The following is an 18,915-nucleotide window of genomic DNA, read 5'->3' as shown; positions in this document are numbered from 1 at the left end:
AGCCCTTTCGAGCCGATGGCAGATCTCAGGATCTGCCATCAAGCGATTGAACCGACAGCCGTTATCGGCGCGCTCCGAACATGGTGGATGAGCGCTGCGTCAGGACGGCGCTGTGGCCTGCTTCGACTCCTGCGCGGCCTCAGCCTTGGTCTCAGCTCGGGCGACGAAGCCCTTGGCGAGAGCGTGATAGAGCCCCTCCTCGCAGATCAGACGCGAGGTGCCGTAGGCGATCAGCGAGGCCATCATCAGCGGCACCACCATGGCGTGGTTGTCGGTCATCTCGGTGACGATGACGAAGGCGGTGATCGGCGCCTGCACCACGCCGGCGAAATAGGCGACCATGCCGAGCAGCATGATCGGCGCCAGTAGCGACTGCTGGAACAGGCTGGCGACGTTGGCGCCGATCCCCGCCCCGACGGCGAGCGACGGCGCGAAGATGCCGCCAGGAATGCCGCTGATCGCGGCAAAGGTGGTGGCGAGGAATTTCAGCACGCCGAAATCGCCCGGCAGCGGCGTGCCGGTCTCCAGCGCCCCTTTCACCTGGGCATACCCGGTGCCGTAGATGGTATCGCCTGACGCCAGCCCGCACAGCGCGACGGCAAAGCCGCAGGCGAGCGCGAACGGCAGCGGGTGGCGCTTGATGAGCCGGCCGGACGCCCCGGGCAGCCCGCGCGCCATCGTGATCAGGATGCGGCTGAACAGACCGCCGGCGGCGCCGCCCAAGACCCCGCAGACGGGCACCGCCAGCCAGTCGATGCCCTTGCCGAGCGCGATCGGCGTCGTGCCGAAATAGGCGTAGTTGCCCATCAGGGCCAGCGAGGTCAGGCCAGCGGCGATCACGGTGGCGATGACGAGGCTCGAGGTCCGCATCTCGAAGGCACGGCTCATCTCCTCGATGCCGAACACAATGCCGGCCAGCGGCGTGTTGAAGGCGGCCGCGACCCCGGCGGCGGCGCCGGCCAGGATCAAGCCCGGCTGCCGCCGCGGCGACAGCCGGCCGAGCGCGAACATGATGGAGGCGCCGACCTGCACGGTCGGCCCCTCGCGGCCGACCGAGCCGCCGCACAGCAGCCCGAGCAGGGTCAGCAGCACCTTGCCGATGGCGATGCGGATCGACACCAGCGGGCTGCGCGCGCTCGTGTCCGTCAGGTGGCGCGCGGCGATGGCCTGCGGGATGCCGCTGCCTTGCGCGTTCGGGAAGAAGCGCTGGGTCAGATAGACCGACAGCGCGAAGCCGGCGGGCGTCACGATCAGTGAGGCGTAGCGTGATTTCGACAACAGCCAGTTGAAGGCGAGCTGGGCCAGGTCGGCGAGCTCCGCCAGCGCCACCGCCGCCGCGCCCACCACCAGGCCGCCGGCCACGAACAGCACCCGCCGCTGCCACCGCGCCGAGGTCAGCTTGAGCCAACGCCTGCGGCGGGGGGTGATGGTCAGCATGGGCGCAACAGAGTCCGTTCTCTACGCAGGTGCAGCACCCTCGACGAAAATCAGCCGGCGGTCCAGCGCCTTCCAGCGCTCGCCCAGGGCGTCGGCGTATTCGGCCGACGCATACCATTCGCGCAGCCGGGCCATCGAGGGGAACTCGACGATAATGAGGGTCTTGGCCGGCGGGCCGCCTTCGACCGTCTCGGAGGTCCCGCCGCGGACCAGATAGCGCCCGCCATATTGCGCGATCGAGTGCGCCGCGCGGGTGCGATAGCGTTCCATCGCCTCGATGTCGCGCACCTCGACCTCGGAGATGACGTAAGCCGCCATGGCCGGCCTCAGGCGATGGTGTCGAGGATGCCGCCCTCGGCGCGCAGCGCGGCGCCGTTCGTGGCGGAGGCCTGCTTGGAGGCGGCGTAGACGACCATGTTGGCGATCTCGTCGACGCCGGCGAAGCGCTGCAGCAGCGAGGCCGGCCGGTGCTGCTTGACGAAAGACGAGGCCGCCTCCTCCTCCGACTGGCCGTTCTGACGGGCGAGATCCTTGACGAAGGTCTCGACGCCTTCCGACATCGTCGGTCCCGGCAGCACTGCATTGACGGTCACGCCAGTGCCGCGGGTCAGTTTGGCGAGGCCGCGGGAGACCGCGAGCTGCGCGGTCTTGGTCATGCCGTAATGGATCATCTCGGTCGGGATGTTCACCGCCGACTCCGAGGAGATGAAGATGATGCGCCCCCAGTTGCGCTTCAGCATGCCCTGCATGTAGGCGCGCGCCATGCGCACGCCGGACATGACGTTGATCTCGAAGAAGCGGCTCCAGTCCTCGTCGGGAATGTCGAAGAACTCCTTCGGCTCGAAGATGCCGGCATTGTTGACGAGGATGTCGACCTCGGGCAGCGCGGTGACGATGGCGTTGCAGCCGCCGATCTGAGCGACATCGCCGGCGACGCCGCGCAGCTTGGCCGCGGGGACCGCCTGCTTCAGCTTCGCGACGGCCGCATCGACACGGGCTTGGCTGCGACCATTGACGACGACCTCCGCGCCGGACGCAGCAAGCCCCTTGGCGATGGCAAAACCGATGCCGGCGGTCGAACCGGTGACGAGCGCGGTCTTTCCCGAGAGGTCGATGTGCATGAGCAGCTCTCCGTTGTGCTGGAGGAAAGGATGTGGGGCGTCATCGCGCCAACGCAACGCGCGGCATGCAGCGCTGATCCCTTATGATCAATCGTAGCCCGGATGAGCGAAGCGATATCCGGTGCCACACCGGCTGTGCAAGGCGAACCCGGATGTCGCTTCGGTCATCCGGGTTGCAGAACCTCAAAATGAAAACGGCGCCCGAAGGCGCCGTTTTGAACGTCGGGTCGGAGCTGCGCTTACGCGGCTTCCGAGGTCTCCTGGACCGGACCCGAGTCCAGGCCCTTGGCATCGACGTCGCGATCGACGAACTCGATCACGGCCATCGCGGCGTTGTCGCCGTAGCGGAAGCCGGCCTTGATGATGCGGGTGTAGCCGCCGTTGCGGTCCTTGTAGCGGGGTGCCAGGACGTCGAACAGCTTCTTGACCTGGTCGACATCGCGCATCTCGGCGATCGCCTGGCGACGCAAAGCGAGACCGCCCTTCTTGCCGAGGGTGACGAGCTTCTCGACGATCGGCCGCAGCTCCTTGGCCTTCGGCAGCGTGGTGACGATCTGCTCGTGCTTGATCAGCGCGGCGCACATGTTGGCGAACATCGCCTTGCGATGCTCGGCGGTGCGGTTGAGCTTCCGATGAACCTTGCCGTGACGCATTGTCTTAGTCCTTCATTTCTATCTGCCGCGACGGTTCGTCGGACATGTTGCTCAGGTGGGCTGCCTGCGTTCGCCCGAGTGGTGGACGTCATTCCGGGGCGACGCGCAGCATCGAACCCGGAATGACGAATGCTCAGTAATGATCCTCGAAGCGCTTGGCCAGCTCGTCGATGTTCTCCGGCGGCCAGCCCGGCACTTCCATGCCGAGATGCAGACCCATCTGGGCCAGCACTTCCTTGATCTCGTTCAGCGACTTGCGGCCGAAGTTCGGGGTGCGCAGCATTTCCGCTTCCGACTTCTGCACGAGGTCGCCGATGTAGACGATGTTGTCGTTCTTCAGGCAGTTCGCCGAACGTACCGACAGCTCGAGCTCGTCCACCTTCTTGAGGAAGGCTGGGTTGAAGGCGAGGTCCGGGATGATCTCCTGGGCGACTTCCTTGCGCGGCTCTTCGAAGTTGACGAAGACGTTGAGCTGGTCCTGCAGGATGCGGGCGGCATAGGCCACCGCGTCCTCCGGCGTGATCGCGCCGTTGGTCTCGATCGTCATGGTCAGCTTGTCGTAGTCGAGGATCTGGCCCTCGCGGGTGTTCTCGACCTTGTAGGAGACCTTGCGGACCGGAGAGAACAGGCTGTCGACCGGGATCAGGCCGATCGGGGCGTCCTCGGGGCGGTTGCGATCGGCGGCGACGTAGCCCTTGCCGGTGGCGACCGTGAACTCCATGCGGATCTCTGCGCCCTCGTCCAGCGTGCAGAGCTGCAGGTCAGGGTTGAGCACCACGATGTCGCCGACGGTCTGGATATCGCCGGCGGTGACGGCGCCCGGGCCCTGCTTCTTCACGACCATCCGCTTCGGGCCTTCGCCCTGCATCTTGATCGCGATGTCCTTGATGTTCAGCACGATGTCGGTGACGTCCTCGCGGACACCAGCGATCGAGGAGAACTCGTGCAGCACGCCGTCGATATGCACCGACTGCACGGCGGCGCCCTGCAGCGACGACAGCAGGATGCGGCGCAGCGCATTGCCGAGCGTCTGCCCGAAACCGCGCTCCAGCGGCTCGGCAACCACGGTGGCGAAACGGGTCGCGTCGGAGCCCGGCGTGACCTGGAGCTTGTTCGGCCGAATCAATTCTTGCCAATTCTTCTGGATCGTCACTGTTTCACCCATGGGCCAGTCATGGGATCTGACTGACTGGCGTTGGAGAACCGCGCTTCAGATCGCGGCAGTCGAAATGTCTCAAAAGCACGACGAGGCGGACATGCTGTCCGCCTCTTTCAGATTAGACGCGCCGACGCTTGCGTGGGCGGCAACCATTGTGCGGGATCGTCGTCACGTCGCGGATCGAGGTGACGGTGAAACCCGCAGCCTGCAGCGCACGGAGCGCCGATTCACGGCCGGAACCCGGGCCGGCAACCTCGACCTCGAGGGTGCGCATGCCGTGTTCCTGAGCCTTCTTGGACACGTCCTCCGCCGCGACCTGCGCGGCATACGGGGTCGACTTGCGCGATCCCTTGAACCCCATCGTGCCCGCCGACGACCAGGCAATGGTGTTGCCCTGCGCGTCGGTGATGGTGATGGTGGTGTTGTTGAACGACGAATTCACGTGGGCGACGCCGGAGGCGATGTTCTTGCGCTCACGACGGCGGACACGTGCGGCTTCCTTGGCCATATAAGTACCTTTCTCGAGATCTCAACGCCGCCGTAGTGCCAGCGGCTACACCAGAAAGGCGAACGGTGAATAGCGAGTAGCGAATAGGGATTGCCCCTACTCGCCACCCGCTATCAGCAATTCGCCAAATTACTTCTTCTTGCCGGCGATCGCCTTGGCCGGCCCCTTGCGCGTGCGCGCATTGGTGTGGGTGCGCTGGCCGCGCACCGGCAGGCCACGACGATGGCGCAGGCCGCGATAGCAGCCGAGGTCCATCAGACGCTTGATGTTGATGCCGGTCTCGCGCCGCAGGTCGCCCTCGACAACGTAGTCGCGGTCGATGATTTCGCGGATCTGCAGGACTTCCTGGTCGCTCAGCTGGTTGACGCGGCGATCCTCGGCGATCTTGACCTTGTCAATGATCTCGCCCGCGATCTTCGGGCCGATGCCATGGATATACTGGAGCGCGATCAGGACGCGCTTGTTGGTCGGGATGTTGACACCGGCAATACGGGCCACGGACTTCTCTCCTGTCACCGATCCCAGGATGGACCGGCCTTCGTTCTCGCTATCTCGGGCAGGTGTCCGCAAACGCGAACAAGACGCCCACCCCTCGATTCGTGGGGCCCGGCATCTTTGGAAAACCATCCGACTTGGATGCGGGCTTATTAATGGATTCACACGGCGGTCGTCAACCGCCCCTACAAGATTCGGTCACCTCTTGGCGCGCTTTTTTGCAGCCTTTGCAGAGGTTTTCCGGGTTCCCCGGGTCGCCTTGGCAGCGGGCTTGGGGGCCTTCTTCGCAGCCTTGGGGGCTTTCTTGGGGGCCGCTTTTGCTCCCTTTTTCGCAGTCTTTGCGACCTTTTTGGCTGTCTTTGTGGCCTTTTTCGCCGGCGCGGGCGCCCTGGGAGCCTTTTTGGCCGATTTTGCCGGCGCGGTCTTGCCCCGAGCCTTGGCACTGCGCTTGGCCGGGTTTGCCTTTTTGGCCGCCCGGCTGCCGCCGGACTTGCCGACGGCGGCCAGGATCCGTCCGATCTCCTCGGTGACCTGCTCGATCGGCATCATGCCGTCGACGGTCGCCAGCATCCGATGGTCCGAATAATAGTGGATCAGGGGCTCGGTCTGGTCGCGGTAGCTGGCTAGGCGCTTGGTCAGGACCTCCGGCGTATCATCGGCCCGCACAGCCTCGCCGCGCGCGCGGGTCTCGGCGGCCCGGCGCTCGACGCGCTCAAGCAGCACGCCTTCATTGACCCGGAGTTCGATTACCGCGTCGAGCTTCATCTGCTTCTGCTTCAGCAGCGCATCCAGCGCCTCCGCCTGCGGCACCGTGCGCGGGAAGCCATCGAGGATGAAACCATTGGCGGCGTCCGGCTGCTCGATCCGGTCGGCAATGATGCCGACCACGACCTCGTCCGGGACAAGGCCACCCGCCGCCATGATGTCCTTGGCCTTCAGCCCGATCGGCGTCTGCGCCGCCACCGCGGCACGCAGCATGTCGCCGGTCGACAGCTGAACGATGCCATATTGCTGCACCAGGCGCTGCGCCTGCGTTCCCTTGCCCGAACCGGGCGGCCCCAGAAGAATGAGTCTCATCGAATTTCGCCCCCCGGCACACGGTGAGCGACCCTCCCGCACACCTTGTTCTTGGCTTGGTGGTTCCCGGGCCGCGATCCGCCGCTATCCGCGGCGGCGCCCCCGCAGCTTCGACTTCCTGATCAGCCCCTCATACTGATGGGCGAGCAGATAACCCTGAACCTGCGCCACGGTATCCATCGTAACGCTGACCACGATCAGAAGCGAAGTGCCACCAAAGTAGAACGGGACGGAAGCGTAGGAAATCAGAATTTCCGGGATCAGACACACGATCGCCAGATAGATGGCGCCGAGCACGGTGATCCGCGACAGCACGTAATCGATATATTCCGCGGTGCGCTCGCCCGGCCTGATGCCGGGGATGAATCCGCCATGCTTCTTCAGGTTGTCGGCGGTCTCGGTCGGGTTGAACACGATCGCGGTGTAGAAGAAGGCAAAGAACAGAATCAGCGCCAGATACAGCACCAGGAACAGCGGCCGGCCATGACCGAGCTGCGTCGTGATCCACTGGAACCACTCGGGTCCCTTGCCGGCGTTGAAATTGGCGACCGTGGTCGGCAGCAGCAGCAGCGACGAGGCAAAGATCGGCGGGATCACGCCCGAGGTGTTCAGCTTCAGCGGCAGATGCGAGGACTGGCCCTCGAACATCTTGTTGCCGACCTGGCGCTTCGGATACTGGATCAGGAGCCGGCGCTGGGCGCGCTCCACGAACACGATGAAGGCGATCACGGCGACGGCCATCACGATGACGATCAGGATCAGGCCGGTCGACAGCGCGCCCTGGCGGCCGAGCTCGAGCATGTTGGCAAGCGCCGAGGGCAGCTCGGCCACGATGCCGGACAGGATGATCAGCGAGATGCCGTTGCCGATGCCGCGCGAGGTGATCTGCTCACCGAGCCACATCAGGAACATGGTGCCGCCGGTCAGCGTGATCGCGGTGGAGAGGCGGAAGAACAGGCCGGGATCGGCGACGACGTTGCCCGCGCCTTCGAGGCCGACGGCGATGCCGTAGGACTGCACGGCAGCAAGAATCACCGTCAGATAGCGGGTGTATTGATTCAACATCTTGCGGCCAGCCTCACCCTCTTTCTTGAGGGCTTCGAGCTGGGGCGAGACGGTGGTGAGCAACTGAATGATGATCGATGCCGAGATGTACGGCATGATATTCAGCGCGAAGATCGCCATGCGGTGGATGCCGCCGCCGGCGAACATGTTGAACATGCCGAGAATGCCGCCGGCCTGCGTGCGGAACACCGAGTCCCAGATGTTCGGGTCGATGCCCGGCAGCGGAATGTAGGTGCCGAGGCGGTAGACCAGCAGCGCGCCGAGGGTGAACCAGATGCGCTTCTTCAGCTCATCGGCCTTCGCAAGCGCGCCGAAATTGAGGTTTGCCGCCAGTTGTTCCGCTGCTGAGGCCATATCTAGCTTTCTCCCGCCGCCCTTCTTCACCGCACTGGGCCCCGCGAGGGCTCGCAGGGCTGGGCAGACGCCGGATATTATCTGGTGCGCGGGCGCGTTCTGTCCATTGCCCTGCCCTCTCCGGCATGCGCCGGCGGCAGGGCAATGACGCAGATGTTACGCCGCCTCGCCTTCGTCCTTGGCTGGCGCCAGGAGCTTGACGGTGCCGCCGGCCTTCTCGACCGCCGCAATCGCCGACTTCGAGGCGCCATGCACCTCGATGTTGATCTTGGCCTTGAGCTCGCCGCGGCCGAGCAGGCGCACGCCGTCCTTGGCGCGGCGCAGCGCACCGGACTTCACGAGGGACTCGGCGTTGATCACGCTGCCGGCGTCCAGCTTCTTGGCATCGATCGCCTGCTGGATCCGGTCGAGATTGATCTCGACGAAATCGAGCGCGAAGATGTTGTTGAAGCCGCGCTTCGGCAGGCGGCGATGCATCGGCATCTGACCGCCTTCGAAGCCCTTGATGCGCACGCCGGAGCGCGCGGTCTGGCCCTTGCCGCCACGGCCCGAGGTCTTGCCCTTGCCGGAGCCGATGCCGCGGCCGACGCGCATGCGCTTCTTGCGCGCGCCGGCGTTGTCGGCGATATCGCTGAGCTTCATCGCCCTTCTCCTTACTTCTCGTCGACGATGCGGACGAGATGATGAACCTTGGTGATCATGCCGCGGACCGCCGGCGTATCCGGCAGCTCGGTCACGCGGCCGATCTTGTTGAGCTTCAACCCGATCAGCGTCTCGCGCTGCGAGTGATGCCGGCGGATCGGGCTGCCGATCTGCTCGATCTTGATCGTCTTGGCGCTAGCCATCGTGTTCACTCCGAGTTGCGCCATCCAGCGGACGGCGCGCGTTCGTTAGTCGGCCCAACCTTAGTCGGCGGCGGCTTCGGCATCGCCACCGACGCGGCGGGCCTGCAGGGTCGACACCTTGATGTTGCGGCGCGCGGCGACCGAGCGCGGGCTATCCTGGTGCTTCAGCGCGTTGAAGGTCGCGCGCACCATGTTGTACGGGTTGGACGAGCCGATCGACTTCGCCACCACGTCCTGGATGCCCAGCGTCTCGAACACGGCGCGCATCGGGCCGCCGGCGATGATGCCGGTACCGGCCGGAGCCGCACGCAGATAGACGCGACCTGCACCGTGACGACCGAAGATGTCGTGGTGCAGGGTGCGGCCCTCGCGCAGCGCGACCCGGGTCAGGTTGCGCTTGGCGGAGTCGGTCGCCTTGCGGATCGCCTCCGGAACCTCACGTGCCTTGCCGTGGCCGAACCCGACCCGGCCCTTCTGATCGCCGATCACGACGAGCGCCGCAAAGCCAAAGCGCTTACCGCCCTTCACGACCTTCGCGACTCGGTTGATGTGGACGAGCTTGTCGACGAACTCGCTGTCGCGCTCCTCGCGCTCCTTGCGATCGCGACCGCCTCGTTCCCGTTCACCTGCCATGGTGCTATCCAATCTTCTGAGGGGCTCTGACGCCCATATCCATTGATGTTAGAAGCTCAGCCCGCTCTCGCGCGCCGCGTCGGCCAGCGCCTTGACGCGCCCGTGATAGAGATAGCCGCCGCGATCGAACACGACTTCCTTGATCCCCGCCTTCACCGCGCGCTCGGCGAGCAGCTTGCCCACCGCCTTCGCCGCGTCGATGTCGGCACCGGTGTTGCCGGCCGAGCGCATCTCCTTCTCCATCGACGACGCGGAGGCGAGCGTCTCGCCCTTCTGATCGTCGATGACCTGAGCGTAGATGTGCTTCGACGAGCGGAACACCGACAGACGCGGACGGCCGCCGGCGGAGCGGCGCAGCGACAGCCTCACGCGCTGCTTGCGCCGGGCATTCGTAACCTTGGCTCTCGACATGTCCGGCTCCGTTACTTCTTCTTGCCTTCCTTGCGGAAGATGAATTCACCCGCGTACTTCACGCCCTTGCCCTTATAGGGCTCCGGCGGCCGGTAGGCGCGGATTTCAGCGGCCACCTGGCCGACGCGCTGCGGGTCGATGCCCGTGACCGTGATCTCGGTCGGCTTCGGCACCGCGATGGTGATGCCCTCCGGGATCTGGTAGACGACATCGTGGCTGTAGCCGAGCGCGAGCTGCAGGTTCTTGCCCTGCATCGCGGCGCGGTAACCGACGCCGGTGATCTCGAGCTTCTTCTCGAAGCCCTTGGTCACGCCTTCGACCAGGTTGGCGATCTGGGCGCGCGCGGTGCCGTACAGCGACCGGGCGCGCTTGGTCTCGGAACGCGGGGCAACCTTGACCTGGCCGTTCTCGAACTTCACGTCCACGTCGTCATGAACGATGAACTGAAGCTGGCCCTTCGGCCCCTTCATCTTGACGGTCTGTCCGTCGACGGAGGCCGTCACTCCGGACGGCACCGCCACAGGCTTCTTGCCAATACGTGACATGGCTCAATCCTTCTTAGAACACCGTGAAGAGAACTTCACCGCCGACATTCGCGTCACGCGCGCTGTGGTCGGCCATGATTCCCTTCGGTGTCGACAAAACAGAAATTCCGAGCCCGTTGTTCACACGCGGCAGGTTCTTCACCGAGGTGTAGACGCGGCGGCCGGGCTTGGAGACGCGCTCGATCTCGCGGATCACGGGCTCGCCGTCAAAATATTTCAGCTCGATCTCGATCTCGCTGCGGCCCGACGGATGCTCCAGCGTGGCATAGCCACGGATGTAGCCTTCGGACTTCAGCACCTCGAGCACGCTGGCGCGCATCTTCGAGCCAGGCGTCGAGACCTTCGACTTCGAGCGCATCTGCGCGTTGCGGATGCGGGTGATCAGATCGCTGATGGGATCGTGCGTTGACATGGTGCGACCCTCCTTACCAGCTCGACTTCACGAGGCCCGGAACCAGGCCCTTGGACCCGAGCTCGCGCAGCGCGATGCGGCTCAGCTTGTTCTTGCGGTAGTTCGACCGCGGCCGGCCCGTCAGCTCGCACCGGTTGCGGATGCGAGTCGCCGACGAATTGCGCGGCATCTCGGCCAGCTTCAGGGTCGCGGCAAAGCGCTCCTCCATCGGCTTGGACTTGTCGGCGATGATCGCCTTCAACCGGGCGCGCTTCGGGGCGGCGTTCTTCGCCATCCGCTTGCGCCGGTTGTTCTTCTCGATTGAACTCTTCTTTGCCATGCTTGGCTCCTGGGTATCCGCGTTTGAGAAGCTTGAAGTCAGCTGCTCACTGCCGGAACGGGAAATTGAATGCGGTCAGAAGGGCACGGGCCTCGTCGTCGGTCGTCGCGGTGGTGCACACCGTGATGTCCATGCCCCAGCTCTCCCCGGCCTTGTCGAAGTCGATCTCGGGGAAAATGATGTGCTCCTTGATGCCGAGCGAATAGTTGCCGCGGCCGTCGAAGCTCTTCGGGTTCAGGCCGCGGAAGTCGCGGACGCGCGGCAGCGCGACGTTGATCAGGCGGTCGATGAACTCGTACATCTTCGTCTTGCGCAAGGTGACCTTGCAGCCGATCGGCTGGTTCTCGCGCAGCTTGAAGGTCGCGATGGCGACGCGCGAGTAGGTCACGACCGCCTTCTGGCCGGCGATCAGCGACAGGTCGGCCGCGGCGGTTTCCGCCTTCTTACGGTCGTTCACGGCCTCGCCGATGCCCATGTTGAGCACGACCTTGTCGAGCCGCGGCACCTGCATGACGTTGGCGTAGCCGAACTTCTCGGTCAGCTGGCTCTTGATCGTGCGGTCGTATTCCGTGCGGAGGCGCGGGGTGTAAGCAGTCTCAGCCATCGATCTCAACTCCCGAGCTCTTGGCAACGCGGACCTTCTTGCCGTCCGCCTGAATCTTGAATCCGATGCGCGTCGGCTTGCCGTCCTTGCCGACATAAGCGACGTTCGACAGCTGGATCGGCGACTCCTTGCTGATGATGCCGCCCTCCTGGTTCTGGGTCTGCTTCTGGTGACGCTTCACCAGGTTGATGCCCCGCACCAGCGCCGTCCCCTCGTCGGGACGCACCTCGAACACCTCGCCGGTGCGACCCTTGTCGCGACCGGTCAGGACGATCACCTTGTCGCCCTTGCGGATCTTGGCAGCCATCACAGCACCTCCGGCGCAAGCGAAATGATCTTCATGTGGTTCTTGGCGCGCAGCTCGCGCGGCACCGGCCCGAAGATACGGGTGCCGACCGGCTCCGACTGGTTGTTGATCAGGACGGCCGCATTGCGGTCGAAGCGGATCACCGAGCCGTCGGCGCGGCGGATGTCCTTGCGGACGCGCACCACGACGGCTTTCATGACGTCGCCCTTCTTCACCTTGCCACGCGGAATGGCTTCCTTGATCGACACCACGATGATGTCGCCGACGGTGGCATAGCGGCGCTTCGAGCCGCCCAGCACCTTGATACACATGACACGGCGTGCGCCGGAATTATCGGCCACGTCGAGGTTGGTCTGCATCTGAATCATTGATGCACCTCGTCCTCTTCATCTGCTGCGCAGGAAAGCTGCGCCTTGTTTGATCCCGAAAGCGAAACGGGCCCTCTTCGACGAGGGCCGCGGTCCGCGCCTCAGGCGGTTTTCTTGTGCTCGCCCCGGACCACGGTCCAGCGCTTGAGCTTCGAGATCGGCTTGCTCTCCTCGATCCACACCATGTCGCCCGGCTTGAACTCGTTGTTCTCGTCGTGGGCGTGGTAGTTCTTCGAGCGGCGGATGGTCTTCTTGTAGATCGGGTGGGTGAAGCGCCGGTCGACGCGCACAACGATCGTCTTGGCCTGCTTGTCGCTGACGACGACGCCCTGAAGGGTCCGTTTCGGCATGTCGAGCCTCTTACTTCGTCTTGGCGCGCTGCTGCGCGGCGATGGTCTTGATACGGGCGATGTCGCGGCGCGCCTCACGCAGCCGCGCGGTGTTCTCCAGCTGCCCGGTGGCACGCTGGAAGCGCAGGTTGAAGCGCTCCTTCTTCAGGTTGACGATCGCATCGTCCATCTGATCGGGGCTCATCGCGCGAATGTCGGCAATCTTCATCTCGGCCATGACCATTACTCCGCAATGCGCTCGACGAAGCGCGTCTTGATCGGCAGCTTGGCGGCCGCCAGCAGCAGCGCCTCGCGCGCGATCTGGTTGCTCACGCCGTCGATCTCGAACATCACCCGGCCCGGCTTGACGCGGGCCACCCACAATTCAGGCGAGCCCTTGCCGGAGCCCATGCGGACTTCAGCCGGCTTCTTCGACACCGGGAGATCCGGGAACACGCGGATCCAGACGCGGCCGGCGCGCTTCATGTGACGGGTCAAGGCACGACGGGCGGCCTCGATCTGGCGCGCGGTGACGCGATCCGGCTCCATCGCCTTCAGCCCGAACTGGCCGAAGGCCAGCGTCGCGCCCGAGGACGCAACGCCGTGAATACGGCCCTTATGCGCCTTTCGGAACTTGGTCTTCTTTGGTTGCATCATGGCTTTGAGCCCTCAAACCTGTCTTGTCGCGGCTGATCGATCAGGCCGCGTCGCGGCGCGACCGGGGCTGCGAGCTCTCGCCGCCGCCTTCGTTCATCCGCTTGTCCTGTGCCATCGGATCGTGCTCGAGGATCTCGCCCTTGAAGATCCAGACCTTCACGCCGCAAGTGCCGAAGGTGGTGAACGCGGTGGCCACACCGTAGTCGATGTCGGCGCGCAGCGTGTGCAGCGGCACCCGGCCCTCGCGATACCACTCCATGCGGGCGATTTCCGCGCCGCCCAGACGACCCGAGCAGTTGATGCGGATGCCCTCGGCACCGAGACGCATCGCCGACTGCACGGCGCGCTTCATGGCGCGGCGGAACGCGACGCGGCGCTCGAGCTGCTGGGCGATCGACTCGGCGACCAGGGTCGCATCGAGCTCCGGCTTGCGGATCTCGACGATGTTGATGACGACGTCCGACGAGGTGATGTCGGCGACGCGCTTGCGCAGCTTGTCGATGTCCGCGCCCTTCTTGCCGATCACGACGCCCGGACGTGCCGAGTGGATCGTGACGCGGCACTTCTTGTGCGGACGCTCGATCACGATGCGGGCGACGGCCGCCTGCTTGAGCTCCTTGTGCAGGATCTCGCGGATCTTGACGTCTTCATGCAGCAGCTTGCCGTACTCGGCCTTGCCAGCGAACCAGCGCGAATCCCAGGTCCGGTTGATGCCGAGACGCAGACCGATCGGATTGATCTTTTGACCCATCGTATTCTCCCAGCGCCTGCTTTAAGCGCTCGCCTCGACCTGACGCACAATGATCGTCAGCTGCGAAAACGGTTTGAAAACTCGGCCCGAACGGCCACGGCCGCGCGGCGAGAAACGCTTCATCACGATTCCCTTGCCGACGAAAGCCTGCGAGACGACGAGATCGTCGACCTCGAGCTCGTGATTGTTCTCGGCATTGGCGATCGCCGATTCCAGGCACTTCTTGACGTCGACCGCAATCCGCTTGCGCGAGAACTGCAGGTCGGCGAGGGCGGCCGACGCCTTGCGGCCGCGGATCATCTGCGCCACCAGGTTCAGCTTCTGCGGGCTCACCCGAAGCATCCGGGCCACAGCCTTGGCCTCGTTTTCGGGGAGGCTCCGTTCGCGCTTTGGTTTGCTCATCGCTTAATCCTCAAGCCTTCTTGGCTTTCTTATCGCCCGAATGGCCGTGGAAGGTGCGGGTCGGCGAGAACTCGCCGAACTTGTGGCCGACCATCTCTTCGTTGATCGCCACCGGCACGTGCTTCTGGCCGTTGTAGACGCCGAACGTCAGGCCGACGAACTGCGGCAGGATGGTCGAGCGGCGGCTCCAGATCTTGATGACGTCGTGACGGCCGGACGCGCGCGCCGCATCTGCCTTCTTGAGCAGCGACGCCTCGACGAACGGGCCTTTCCAGACTGAACGAACCATGTCCGTCGTTCCTTACTTCTTCCGCTTGTGGCGGCTCAAGAGAATGAATTTATCGGTCGACTTGTTGGTGCGGGTCTTCTTGCCCTTGGTAGGCTTGCCCCACGGAGTGACCGGGTGACGACCGCCCGAGGTACGGCCTTCGCCGCCGCCGTGCGGATGGTCGATCGGGTTCATCGCGACACCGCGGTTGTGAGGCCTGCGGCCCATCCAACGCTTGCGGCCGGCCTTGCCGATCGAGGTGTTCATGTGGTCCGGGTTCGACACCGCACCGATGGTGCCGCGGCAGCGGCCGTGCACCAGGCGCTGCTCGCCCGAGTTCAGGCGGACGATCACGTAGTCCTGGTCGCGGCCGACGATCTGGGCGTAGGTGCCTGCCGAACGCGCGAGCTGGCCGCCCTTCCCGATCTTGACCTCGATGTTGTGCACGATCGTGCCGACCGGCATGTTGCCCAGCGGCATGACGTTGCCCGGCTTCACGTCGACATAGTTGCCGGCGACGATGGTGTCGCCGACCGCCAGGCGCTGCGGCGCCAGGATGTAGGCGAGCTCGCCGTCCTGATACTTGACCAGCGCGATGAAGGCGGTCCGGTTCGGATCATACTCCAGGCGCTCGACGGTCGCGGGAACGTCGACCTTGTCGCGCTTGAAGTCGACCGTGCGGTACGACTGCTTGTGACCGCCGCCGAGGAAGCGAACGGTGATGCGGCCGGTGTTGTTGCGACCGCCGCTCGACTGCTTGCCTTCGGTCAGCGCCTTGACCGGCTTGCCCTTGTAGAGGGCCGAACGATCGACCATCACCAGCTGGCGCTGGCCGGGCGTCGTGGGATTGAATGTCTTCAGTGCCATGGCAGCTCAGCCTTACAGTCCGGTGGTCACGTCGATACGGTGGCCCTCTTCGAGGGTCACGATCGCGCGCTTGCTGTCCGATTGCGAACCGAAATTGCCGCGGAACACCTTGGTCTTGCCCTTGCGGACGAGCGTGTTGACGCTCTTGACCTTGACGTCGAACAGCTTCTCGATCGCTTCCTTGATCTGCGGCTTGGTCGCCTTGGCGGCCACCTTGAACAGAACCTTGTTGTGCTCCGAGGCGAAGGTCGCCTTCTCGGTCACGACCGGCGCGATGATGATGTCGTAGTGGCGCGGATCGATGGTCTTCATTTGAAGCGCGCCTCCAGCGCATCGATCGCCGCCTTGGTCAGCACGAGCTTCTGACGGCGCAGGATGTCGTAGACGTTGATGCCCTGGATCGGCAGCACGTCCATGTTCGGAATGTTGCGGGCGGCATTGGTGAAGCCGGTATGCAGCTCGGCGCCGTCGATGATCAGGGCGTTGGTCAGGCCGAGACCGGAGAAGTGACCGATCAGCGCCTTGGTCTTCGCCGCCTCCAGGGTGGCGTTCTCCAGCACGACCAGATCACCGTCCTTGGCCTTGGCCGACAGCGCATGCTTCAGCGCCAGCGCACGGACCTTCTTCGGCAGGTCCGTCGCATGCGAGCGCACGACCGGACCGAAGGCGCGGCCGCCGCCCCGGAACTGCGGCACGCGAGCCGAGCCGTGACGAGCACCGCCGGTGCCCTTCTGCTTGTACATCTTCTTGCCGGTGCGCCAGATCTCGGCGCGGCCCTTGGCCTTGTGGGTGCCGGCCTGACGCTTGTTGAGCTGCCACTGGACGCAGCGCGCGATGATGTCCGCACGCGGCTCCAGACCGAAGATGGCGTCGGACAGCTGGACGGAGCCGGCTTCCTTGCCCTCGAGGGTGGTGACTTTCAGTTCCATTTATGCGCCCTCCTGCACGGCCGGCGCTTCGGCAGCCTGCTCACCCGCGACCTTGAACTTGCCGGGCTTCGGCGCTTCCTTCGGCAGCGGCTTCTTGACGGCGTCGCGCACCGAGATCCAGCCCCCCTTGGAGCCGGGCACCGCGCCTTCCACCAGGATCAGGCCGCGCTCGACGTCCGTCTGCACCACACGCAGGTTCAGCGTGGTGATGCGATCGACGCCCATGTGACCGGGCATCTTCTTGTTCTTCCAGGTCTTGCCGGGGTCCTGACGGCCACCGGTCGAACCGATCGAACGATGCGAGATCGACACACCGTGCGTGGCGCGCAGACCGCCGAAGTTCCAGCGCTTCATGCCGCCGGCGAAGCCCTTACCGACCGAGGTGCCGGTGACGTCGACGAACTGGCCGACGACGAAATGGTCGGCCTGGATCTCGGCGCCGACCGGGATCAGCGAATCCTCGCTGACACGGAATTCGGCGAGCTTGCGCTTCGGCTCGACCTTGGCGACCGCGAACTGGCCGCGCTCCGCCTTCGGCATGTAGACCGTCTTGCGGCTGCCGCTGCCGAGCTGCAGCGCGACGTAGCCGTTCTTCTCGGTGGTGCGGTGACCGACCACCTGGCAATTGCCGAGCTTCAGCACGGTCACGGGGATATGTTCGCCGGTCTCCGTGAAGACCCGCGTCATCCCGACCTTTTGTGCGATCACTCCGGAGCGCATCGGCGTGCTTCCTGTTCTTCTCTATGTCCGCGTGAGGTGCGAACGTGAATCCAAAAACTTAGAGCTTGATCTCGACGTCGACGCCAGCGGCCAGATCGAGCTTCATGAGAGCATCGACGGTCTGCGGGGTCGGATCGACGATGTCGAGCAGGCGCTTGTGGGTGCGCATCTCGAACTGCTCGCGGCTCTTCTTGTCGACGTGCGGCGAACGGTTCACGGTGAACTTCTCGATGCGGGTCGGCAGCGGAATGGGTCCGCGAACCTGCGCGCCGGTCCGTTTCGCCGTGTTGACGATCTCGCGCGTCGACGTATCGAGGATACGATGGTCAAACGCCTTGAGACGGATGCGGATATTTTGGCCGTTCATTGCCGTATCTTTCTGTGAGTAGTGAGTGGCGAGTAGCGAACGGCGAATGGATAATCTCCATTCGCCACCCGCCATTCCCTATTCGCTGCTGTTACTCGATGATCGAGGCGACGACGCCGGCGCCGACGGTGCGGCCGCCCTCGCGGATGGCGAAGCGCAGCTTCTCCTCCATCGCGATCGGCACGATCAGGTGCACTTCCATCGCAATGTTGTCGCCCGGCATCACCATCTCGGTGCCTTCCGGCAGGTGAACGACGCCGGTCACGTCGGTCGTGCGGAAGTAGAACTGCGGCCGATAGTTGGTGAAGAACGGCGTGTGACGGCCACCCTCTTCCTTCGTGAGGATGTAGGCCTCAGCCTTGAACTTGGTGTGCGGCTTGACCGAACCCGGCTTGCACAGCACCTGGCCGCGCTCGACGTCCTCGCGCTTGGTGCCGCGGAGCAGCGCGCCGATGTTGTCACCGGCCTGGCCCTGATCGAGCAGCTTGCGGAACATTTCAACGCCGGTGACGGTGGTCTTCTGGGTCGGACGGATGCCGACGATCTCGATTTCCTCACCGACCTTGATGATGCCGCGCTCGACACGGCCGGTCACCACGGTGCCGCGGCCCGAGATCGAGAACACGTCTTCGACCGGCATCAGGAAGGGCTGGTCGATCGGACGCTCCGGCTGCGGAATGTACTCGTCGACATTGCGCATCAGCTCGAGGATGGCGTCGTGGCCGAGCTTCTTGTCCGAATCTTCCAGAGCGGCCAGCGCCGAGCCCTTGATGATCGGGATCTTGTCGCCCGGGAATTCGTACTTCGAGAGCAGCTCGCGGACCTCGAGCTCGACGAGCTCCAGCAGCTCCGGATCGTCGACCATGTCGCACTTGTTGAGGAACACGACCAGCGCCGGCACGCCGACCTGGCGGGCGAGCAGGATGTGCTCACGGGTCTGCGGCATCGGGCCGTCAGCGGCCGACACGACCAGGATCGCGCCGTCCATCTGGGCAGCGCCGGTGATCATGTTCTTCACGTAGTCGGCGTGGCCAGGGCAATCGACGTGGGCGTAGTGGCGGTTCTTGGTCTCGTACTCGACGTGCGCGGTCGAGATGGTGATGCCGCGCGCCTTCTCTTCCGGGGCCTTGTCGATCTGGTCGTAGGCAGTGAACGTCGCACCGCCCGTCTCGGCCAGGATCTTGGTGATTGCAGCCGTCAGCGAGGTCTTGCCGTGGTCGACGTGACCGATGGTGCCGATGTTGCAGTGGGGCTTGTTACGTTCAAACTTAGCTTTGGCCATTTGACTCTCCGTTCAGTCGCTAACTTGAGC

At 64.6% G+C, this 18,915-nt stretch carries 31 protein-coding genes; all 31 read right to left on the bottom strand.

Going from position 1 to position 18,915, the window contains the following annotated elements; genetic code table 11:
• Window positions 1–99: 99 nt before the first annotated feature.
• Window positions 100–1,437: a chloride channel protein gene (locus ACQR03_RS02680; protein WP_434840920.1), complete on the bottom strand. Its 1,338-nt coding sequence runs from the start codon at window positions 1,435–1,437 to the stop codon at window positions 100–102.
• 21 nt (window positions 1,438–1,458) lie between these two features.
• Window positions 1,459–1,755, bottom strand: coding sequence for a DUF1330 domain-containing protein (locus ACQR03_RS02675; protein ID WP_315714551.1), 297 nt, complete (start codon window positions 1,753–1,755; stop codon window positions 1,459–1,461).
• An 8-nt stretch (window positions 1,756–1,763) separates the two neighbouring features.
• Entirely contained in the window at window positions 1,764–2,558 is a 795-nt protein-coding gene (locus ACQR03_RS02670) for an SDR family NAD(P)-dependent oxidoreductase (RefSeq protein WP_315827335.1), read from the bottom strand.
• Between the two features lie 239 nt (window positions 2,559–2,797).
• Window positions 2,798–3,211 (bottom strand): 50S ribosomal protein L17, encoded by a 414-nt coding sequence (gene rplQ / locus ACQR03_RS02665; RefSeq protein WP_315754213.1) that lies wholly within the window; start codon window positions 3,209–3,211, stop codon window positions 2,798–2,800.
• Window positions 3,212–3,344: 133 nt separating this feature from the next.
• Window positions 3,345–4,376 (bottom strand): DNA-directed RNA polymerase subunit alpha, encoded by a 1,032-nt coding sequence (locus ACQR03_RS02660; protein WP_315714554.1) that lies wholly within the window; start codon window positions 4,374–4,376, stop codon window positions 3,345–3,347.
• A 112-nt stretch (window positions 4,377–4,488) separates the two neighbouring features.
• A complete protein-coding gene (gene rpsK, locus ACQR03_RS02655) occupies window positions 4,489–4,878 on the bottom strand; it encodes a 30S ribosomal protein S11 (protein WP_006611861.1) in 390 nt (129 codons plus the stop codon).
• 129 nt (window positions 4,879–5,007) lie between these two features.
• On the bottom strand, window positions 5,008–5,376 hold the full coding sequence (gene rpsM / locus ACQR03_RS02650) for a 30S ribosomal protein S13 (RefSeq protein WP_315714555.1): 369 nt from the start codon (window positions 5,374–5,376) through the stop codon (window positions 5,008–5,010).
• A gap of 195 nt (window positions 5,377–5,571) precedes the next feature.
• The gene (locus ACQR03_RS02645) at window positions 5,572–6,450 is read right to left on the bottom strand and encodes an adenylate kinase (protein ID WP_315750031.1); all 879 of its coding nucleotides are present in this window, start codon (window positions 6,448–6,450) and stop codon (window positions 5,572–5,574) included.
• Between the two features lie 84 nt (window positions 6,451–6,534).
• Complete coding sequence (gene secY, locus ACQR03_RS02640) at window positions 6,535–7,869, bottom strand: preprotein translocase subunit SecY (protein ID WP_315714557.1); 1,335 nt, start codon at window positions 7,867–7,869, stop codon at window positions 6,535–6,537.
• Window positions 7,870–8,025: 156 nt separating this feature from the next.
• Window positions 8,026–8,511, bottom strand: a complete 486-nt coding sequence (gene rplO / locus ACQR03_RS02635) for a 50S ribosomal protein L15 (RefSeq protein ID WP_009031841.1) — start codon at window positions 8,509–8,511, stop codon at window positions 8,026–8,028.
• Between the two features lie 11 nt (window positions 8,512–8,522).
• Window positions 8,523–8,714, bottom strand: coding sequence for a 50S ribosomal protein L30 (gene rpmD / locus ACQR03_RS02630; RefSeq protein ID WP_006611856.1), 192 nt, complete (start codon window positions 8,712–8,714; stop codon window positions 8,523–8,525).
• Window positions 8,715–8,774: 60 nt separating this feature from the next.
• Window positions 8,775–9,347: a 30S ribosomal protein S5 gene (gene rpsE / locus ACQR03_RS02625; RefSeq protein ID WP_006611855.1), complete on the bottom strand. Its 573-nt coding sequence runs from the start codon at window positions 9,345–9,347 to the stop codon at window positions 8,775–8,777.
• A 48-nt stretch (window positions 9,348–9,395) separates the two neighbouring features.
• Entirely contained in the window at window positions 9,396–9,758 is a 363-nt protein-coding gene (gene rplR / locus ACQR03_RS02620; protein WP_006611854.1) for a 50S ribosomal protein L18, read from the bottom strand.
• A gap of 11 nt (window positions 9,759–9,769) precedes the next feature.
• Window positions 9,770–10,303: a 50S ribosomal protein L6 gene (gene rplF, locus ACQR03_RS02615; protein ID WP_315714558.1), complete on the bottom strand. Its 534-nt coding sequence runs from the start codon at window positions 10,301–10,303 to the stop codon at window positions 9,770–9,772.
• A gap of 13 nt (window positions 10,304–10,316) precedes the next feature.
• Window positions 10,317–10,715 (bottom strand): 30S ribosomal protein S8, encoded by a 399-nt coding sequence (rpsH, locus tag ACQR03_RS02610; protein WP_315714559.1) that lies wholly within the window; start codon window positions 10,713–10,715, stop codon window positions 10,317–10,319.
• 13 nt (window positions 10,716–10,728) lie between these two features.
• Window positions 10,729–11,034, bottom strand: a complete 306-nt coding sequence (gene rpsN / locus ACQR03_RS02605) for a 30S ribosomal protein S14 (protein WP_315714560.1) — start codon at window positions 11,032–11,034, stop codon at window positions 10,729–10,731.
• Window positions 11,035–11,080: 46 nt separating this feature from the next.
• Window positions 11,081–11,638, bottom strand: coding sequence for a 50S ribosomal protein L5 (rplE, locus tag ACQR03_RS02600; RefSeq protein WP_172108070.1), 558 nt, complete (start codon window positions 11,636–11,638; stop codon window positions 11,081–11,083).
• Window positions 11,631–11,945 carry a 50S ribosomal protein L24 gene (gene rplX, locus ACQR03_RS02595; protein WP_315714561.1) on the bottom strand — a complete coding sequence of 105 codons (315 nt, stop codon included), beginning with the start codon at window positions 11,943–11,945 and terminating at the stop codon, window positions 11,631–11,633. Before rplX ends, rplE begins: the two co-directional genes overlap by 8 nt.
• On the bottom strand, window positions 11,945–12,313 hold the full coding sequence (rplN, locus tag ACQR03_RS02590) for a 50S ribosomal protein L14 (RefSeq protein ID WP_006611848.1): 369 nt from the start codon (window positions 12,311–12,313) through the stop codon (window positions 11,945–11,947). Before rplN ends, rplX begins: the two co-directional genes overlap by 1 nt.
• 101 nt (window positions 12,314–12,414) lie before the next feature.
• Entirely contained in the window at window positions 12,415–12,663 is a 249-nt protein-coding gene (rpsQ, locus tag ACQR03_RS02585) for a 30S ribosomal protein S17 (protein WP_212358258.1), read from the bottom strand.
• A 10-nt stretch (window positions 12,664–12,673) separates the two neighbouring features.
• On the bottom strand, window positions 12,674–12,880 hold the full coding sequence (gene rpmC, locus ACQR03_RS02580) for a 50S ribosomal protein L29 (protein ID WP_006611846.1): 207 nt from the start codon (window positions 12,878–12,880) through the stop codon (window positions 12,674–12,676).
• Between the two features lie 5 nt (window positions 12,881–12,885).
• Window positions 12,886–13,299 carry a 50S ribosomal protein L16 gene (gene rplP / locus ACQR03_RS02575; protein ID WP_008963467.1) on the bottom strand — a complete coding sequence of 138 codons (414 nt, stop codon included), beginning with the start codon at window positions 13,297–13,299 and terminating at the stop codon, window positions 12,886–12,888.
• Between the two features lie 40 nt (window positions 13,300–13,339).
• Window positions 13,340–14,050 carry a 30S ribosomal protein S3 gene (rpsC, locus tag ACQR03_RS02570; protein ID WP_012045041.1) on the bottom strand — a complete coding sequence of 237 codons (711 nt, stop codon included), beginning with the start codon at window positions 14,048–14,050 and terminating at the stop codon, window positions 13,340–13,342.
• Between the two features lie 21 nt (window positions 14,051–14,071).
• Window positions 14,072–14,452, bottom strand: coding sequence for a 50S ribosomal protein L22 (rplV, locus tag ACQR03_RS02565; protein WP_315714562.1), 381 nt, complete (start codon window positions 14,450–14,452; stop codon window positions 14,072–14,074).
• Window positions 14,453–14,462: 10 nt separating this feature from the next.
• Complete coding sequence (gene rpsS, locus ACQR03_RS02560) at window positions 14,463–14,741, bottom strand: 30S ribosomal protein S19 (RefSeq protein ID WP_006611842.1); 279 nt, start codon at window positions 14,739–14,741, stop codon at window positions 14,463–14,465.
• Window positions 14,742–14,753: 12 nt separating this feature from the next.
• The gene (rplB, locus tag ACQR03_RS02555) at window positions 14,754–15,587 is read right to left on the bottom strand and encodes a 50S ribosomal protein L2 (RefSeq protein WP_006611841.1); all 834 of its coding nucleotides are present in this window, start codon (window positions 15,585–15,587) and stop codon (window positions 14,754–14,756) included.
• A 12-nt stretch (window positions 15,588–15,599) separates the two neighbouring features.
• Entirely contained in the window at window positions 15,600–15,899 is a 300-nt protein-coding gene (locus tag ACQR03_RS02550; RefSeq protein WP_172108066.1) for a 50S ribosomal protein L23, read from the bottom strand.
• Entirely contained in the window at window positions 15,896–16,516 is a 621-nt protein-coding gene (gene rplD, locus ACQR03_RS02545; RefSeq protein WP_315714563.1) for a 50S ribosomal protein L4, read from the bottom strand. The genes ACQR03_RS02550 and rplD overlap by 4 nt, the downstream gene beginning before the upstream one ends.
• Window positions 16,517–17,236, bottom strand: coding sequence for a 50S ribosomal protein L3 (gene rplC / locus ACQR03_RS02540; RefSeq protein ID WP_006611838.1), 720 nt, complete (start codon window positions 17,234–17,236; stop codon window positions 16,517–16,519).
• 58 nt (window positions 17,237–17,294) lie between these two features.
• A complete protein-coding gene (rpsJ, locus tag ACQR03_RS02535) occupies window positions 17,295–17,603 on the bottom strand; it encodes a 30S ribosomal protein S10 (protein WP_002712302.1) in 309 nt (102 codons plus the stop codon).
• Between the two features lie 91 nt (window positions 17,604–17,694).
• Window positions 17,695–18,885 (bottom strand): elongation factor Tu, encoded by a 1,191-nt coding sequence (gene tuf, locus ACQR03_RS02530; RefSeq protein WP_006611837.1) that lies wholly within the window; start codon window positions 18,883–18,885, stop codon window positions 17,695–17,697.
• Between the last annotated feature and the right edge of the window lie 30 nt (window positions 18,886–18,915).

The sequence above is a fragment of the Bradyrhizobium sp. HKCCYLS3070 genome (assembly GCF_051167575.1).
GTDB lineage: Bacteria > Pseudomonadota > Alphaproteobacteria > Rhizobiales > Xanthobacteraceae > Bradyrhizobium.
This window is presented reverse-complemented; position numbering and strand designations above follow the sequence as displayed.

Excerpts from the sequence above, each read along its gene's own strand:
- ACQR03_RS02675 (WP_315714551.1), bottom strand. The coding sequence starts at position 1,755 with ATGGCGGCTTACGTCATCTCCGAGGTCGAGGTGCGCGACATCGAGGCG.
- rplX (WP_315714561.1), bottom strand. The coding sequence starts at position 11,945 with ATGGCTGCCAAGATCCGCAAGGGCGACAAGGTGATCGTCCTGACCGGT.
- rplD (WP_315714563.1), bottom strand. The coding sequence starts at position 16,516 with ATGGAACTGAAAGTCACCACCCTCGAGGGCAAGGAAGCCGGCTCCGTC.
- rplP (WP_008963467.1), bottom strand. The coding sequence starts at position 13,299 with ATGATGCAACCAAAGAAGACCAAGTTCCGAAAGGCGCATAAGGGCCGT.
- rplB (WP_006611841.1), bottom strand. The coding sequence starts at position 15,587 with ATGGCACTGAAGACATTCAATCCCACGACGCCCGGCCAGCGCCAGCTG.
- rpsQ (WP_212358258.1), bottom strand. The coding sequence starts at position 12,663 with ATGCCGAAACGGACCCTTCAGGGCGTCGTCGTCAGCGACAAGCAGGCC.
- rpsH (WP_315714559.1), bottom strand. The coding sequence starts at position 10,715 with ATGTCAACGCACGATCCCATCAGCGATCTGATCACCCGCATCCGCAAC.
- rplV (WP_315714562.1), bottom strand. The coding sequence starts at position 14,452 with ATGAGCAAACCAAAGCGCGAACGGAGCCTCCCCGAAAACGAGGCCAAG.
- ACQR03_RS02660 (WP_315714554.1), bottom strand. The coding sequence starts at position 4,376 with ATGGGTGAAACAGTGACGATCCAGAAGAATTGGCAAGAATTGATTCGG.
- rplR (WP_006611854.1), bottom strand. The coding sequence starts at position 9,758 with ATGTCGAGAGCCAAGGTTACGAATGCCCGGCGCAAGCAGCGCGTGAGG.
- rplC (WP_006611838.1), bottom strand. The coding sequence starts at position 17,236 with ATGCGCTCCGGAGTGATCGCACAAAAGGTCGGGATGACGCGGGTCTTC.
- rplQ (WP_315754213.1), bottom strand. The coding sequence starts at position 3,211 with ATGCGTCACGGCAAGGTTCATCGGAAGCTCAACCGCACCGCCGAGCAT.
- tuf (WP_006611837.1), bottom strand. The coding sequence starts at position 18,885 with ATGGCCAAAGCTAAGTTTGAACGTAACAAGCCCCACTGCAACATCGGC.
- rpsK (WP_006611861.1), bottom strand. The coding sequence starts at position 4,878 with ATGGCCAAGGAAGCCGCACGTGTCCGCCGTCGTGAGCGCAAGAACATC.
- rpmD (WP_006611856.1), bottom strand. The coding sequence starts at position 8,714 with ATGGCTAGCGCCAAGACGATCAAGATCGAGCAGATCGGCAGCCCGATC.
- ACQR03_RS02670 (WP_315827335.1), bottom strand. The coding sequence starts at position 2,558 with ATGCACATCGACCTCTCGGGAAAGACCGCGCTCGTCACCGGTTCGACC.
- secY (WP_315714557.1), bottom strand. The coding sequence starts at position 7,869 with ATGGCCTCAGCAGCGGAACAACTGGCGGCAAACCTCAATTTCGGCGCG.
- ACQR03_RS02645 (WP_315750031.1), bottom strand. The coding sequence starts at position 6,450 with ATGAGACTCATTCTTCTGGGGCCGCCCGGTTCGGGCAAGGGAACGCAG.
- rpsC (WP_012045041.1), bottom strand. The coding sequence starts at position 14,050 with ATGGGTCAAAAGATCAATCCGATCGGTCTGCGTCTCGGCATCAACCGG.
- rplN (WP_006611848.1), bottom strand. The coding sequence starts at position 12,313 with ATGATTCAGATGCAGACCAACCTCGACGTGGCCGATAATTCCGGCGCA.
- rpsS (WP_006611842.1), bottom strand. The coding sequence starts at position 14,741 with ATGGTTCGTTCAGTCTGGAAAGGCCCGTTCGTCGAGGCGTCGCTGCTC.
- rplO (WP_009031841.1), bottom strand. The coding sequence starts at position 8,511 with ATGAAGCTCAGCGATATCGCCGACAACGCCGGCGCGCGCAAGAAGCGC.
- ACQR03_RS02550 (WP_172108066.1), bottom strand. The coding sequence starts at position 15,899 with ATGAAGACCATCGATCCGCGCCACTACGACATCATCATCGCGCCGGTC.
- rplE (WP_172108070.1), bottom strand. The coding sequence starts at position 11,638 with ATGGCTGAGACTGCTTACACCCCGCGCCTCCGCACGGAATACGACCGC.
- rpsE (WP_006611855.1), bottom strand. The coding sequence starts at position 9,347 with ATGGCAGGTGAACGGGAACGAGGCGGTCGCGATCGCAAGGAGCGCGAG.
- rpmC (WP_006611846.1), bottom strand. The coding sequence starts at position 12,880 with ATGGCCGAGATGAAGATTGCCGACATTCGCGCGATGAGCCCCGATCAG.
- rpsJ (WP_002712302.1), bottom strand. The coding sequence starts at position 17,603 with ATGAACGGCCAAAATATCCGCATCCGTCTCAAGGCGTTTGACCATCGT.
- rpsN (WP_315714560.1), bottom strand. The coding sequence starts at position 11,034 with ATGGCAAAGAAGAGTTCAATCGAGAAGAACAACCGGCGCAAGCGGATG.
- rplF (WP_315714558.1), bottom strand. The coding sequence starts at position 10,303 with ATGTCACGTATTGGCAAGAAGCCTGTGGCGGTGCCGTCCGGAGTGACG.
- ACQR03_RS02680 (WP_434840920.1), bottom strand. The coding sequence starts at position 1,437 with ATGCTGACCATCACCCCCCGCCGCAGGCGTTGGCTCAAGCTGACCTCG.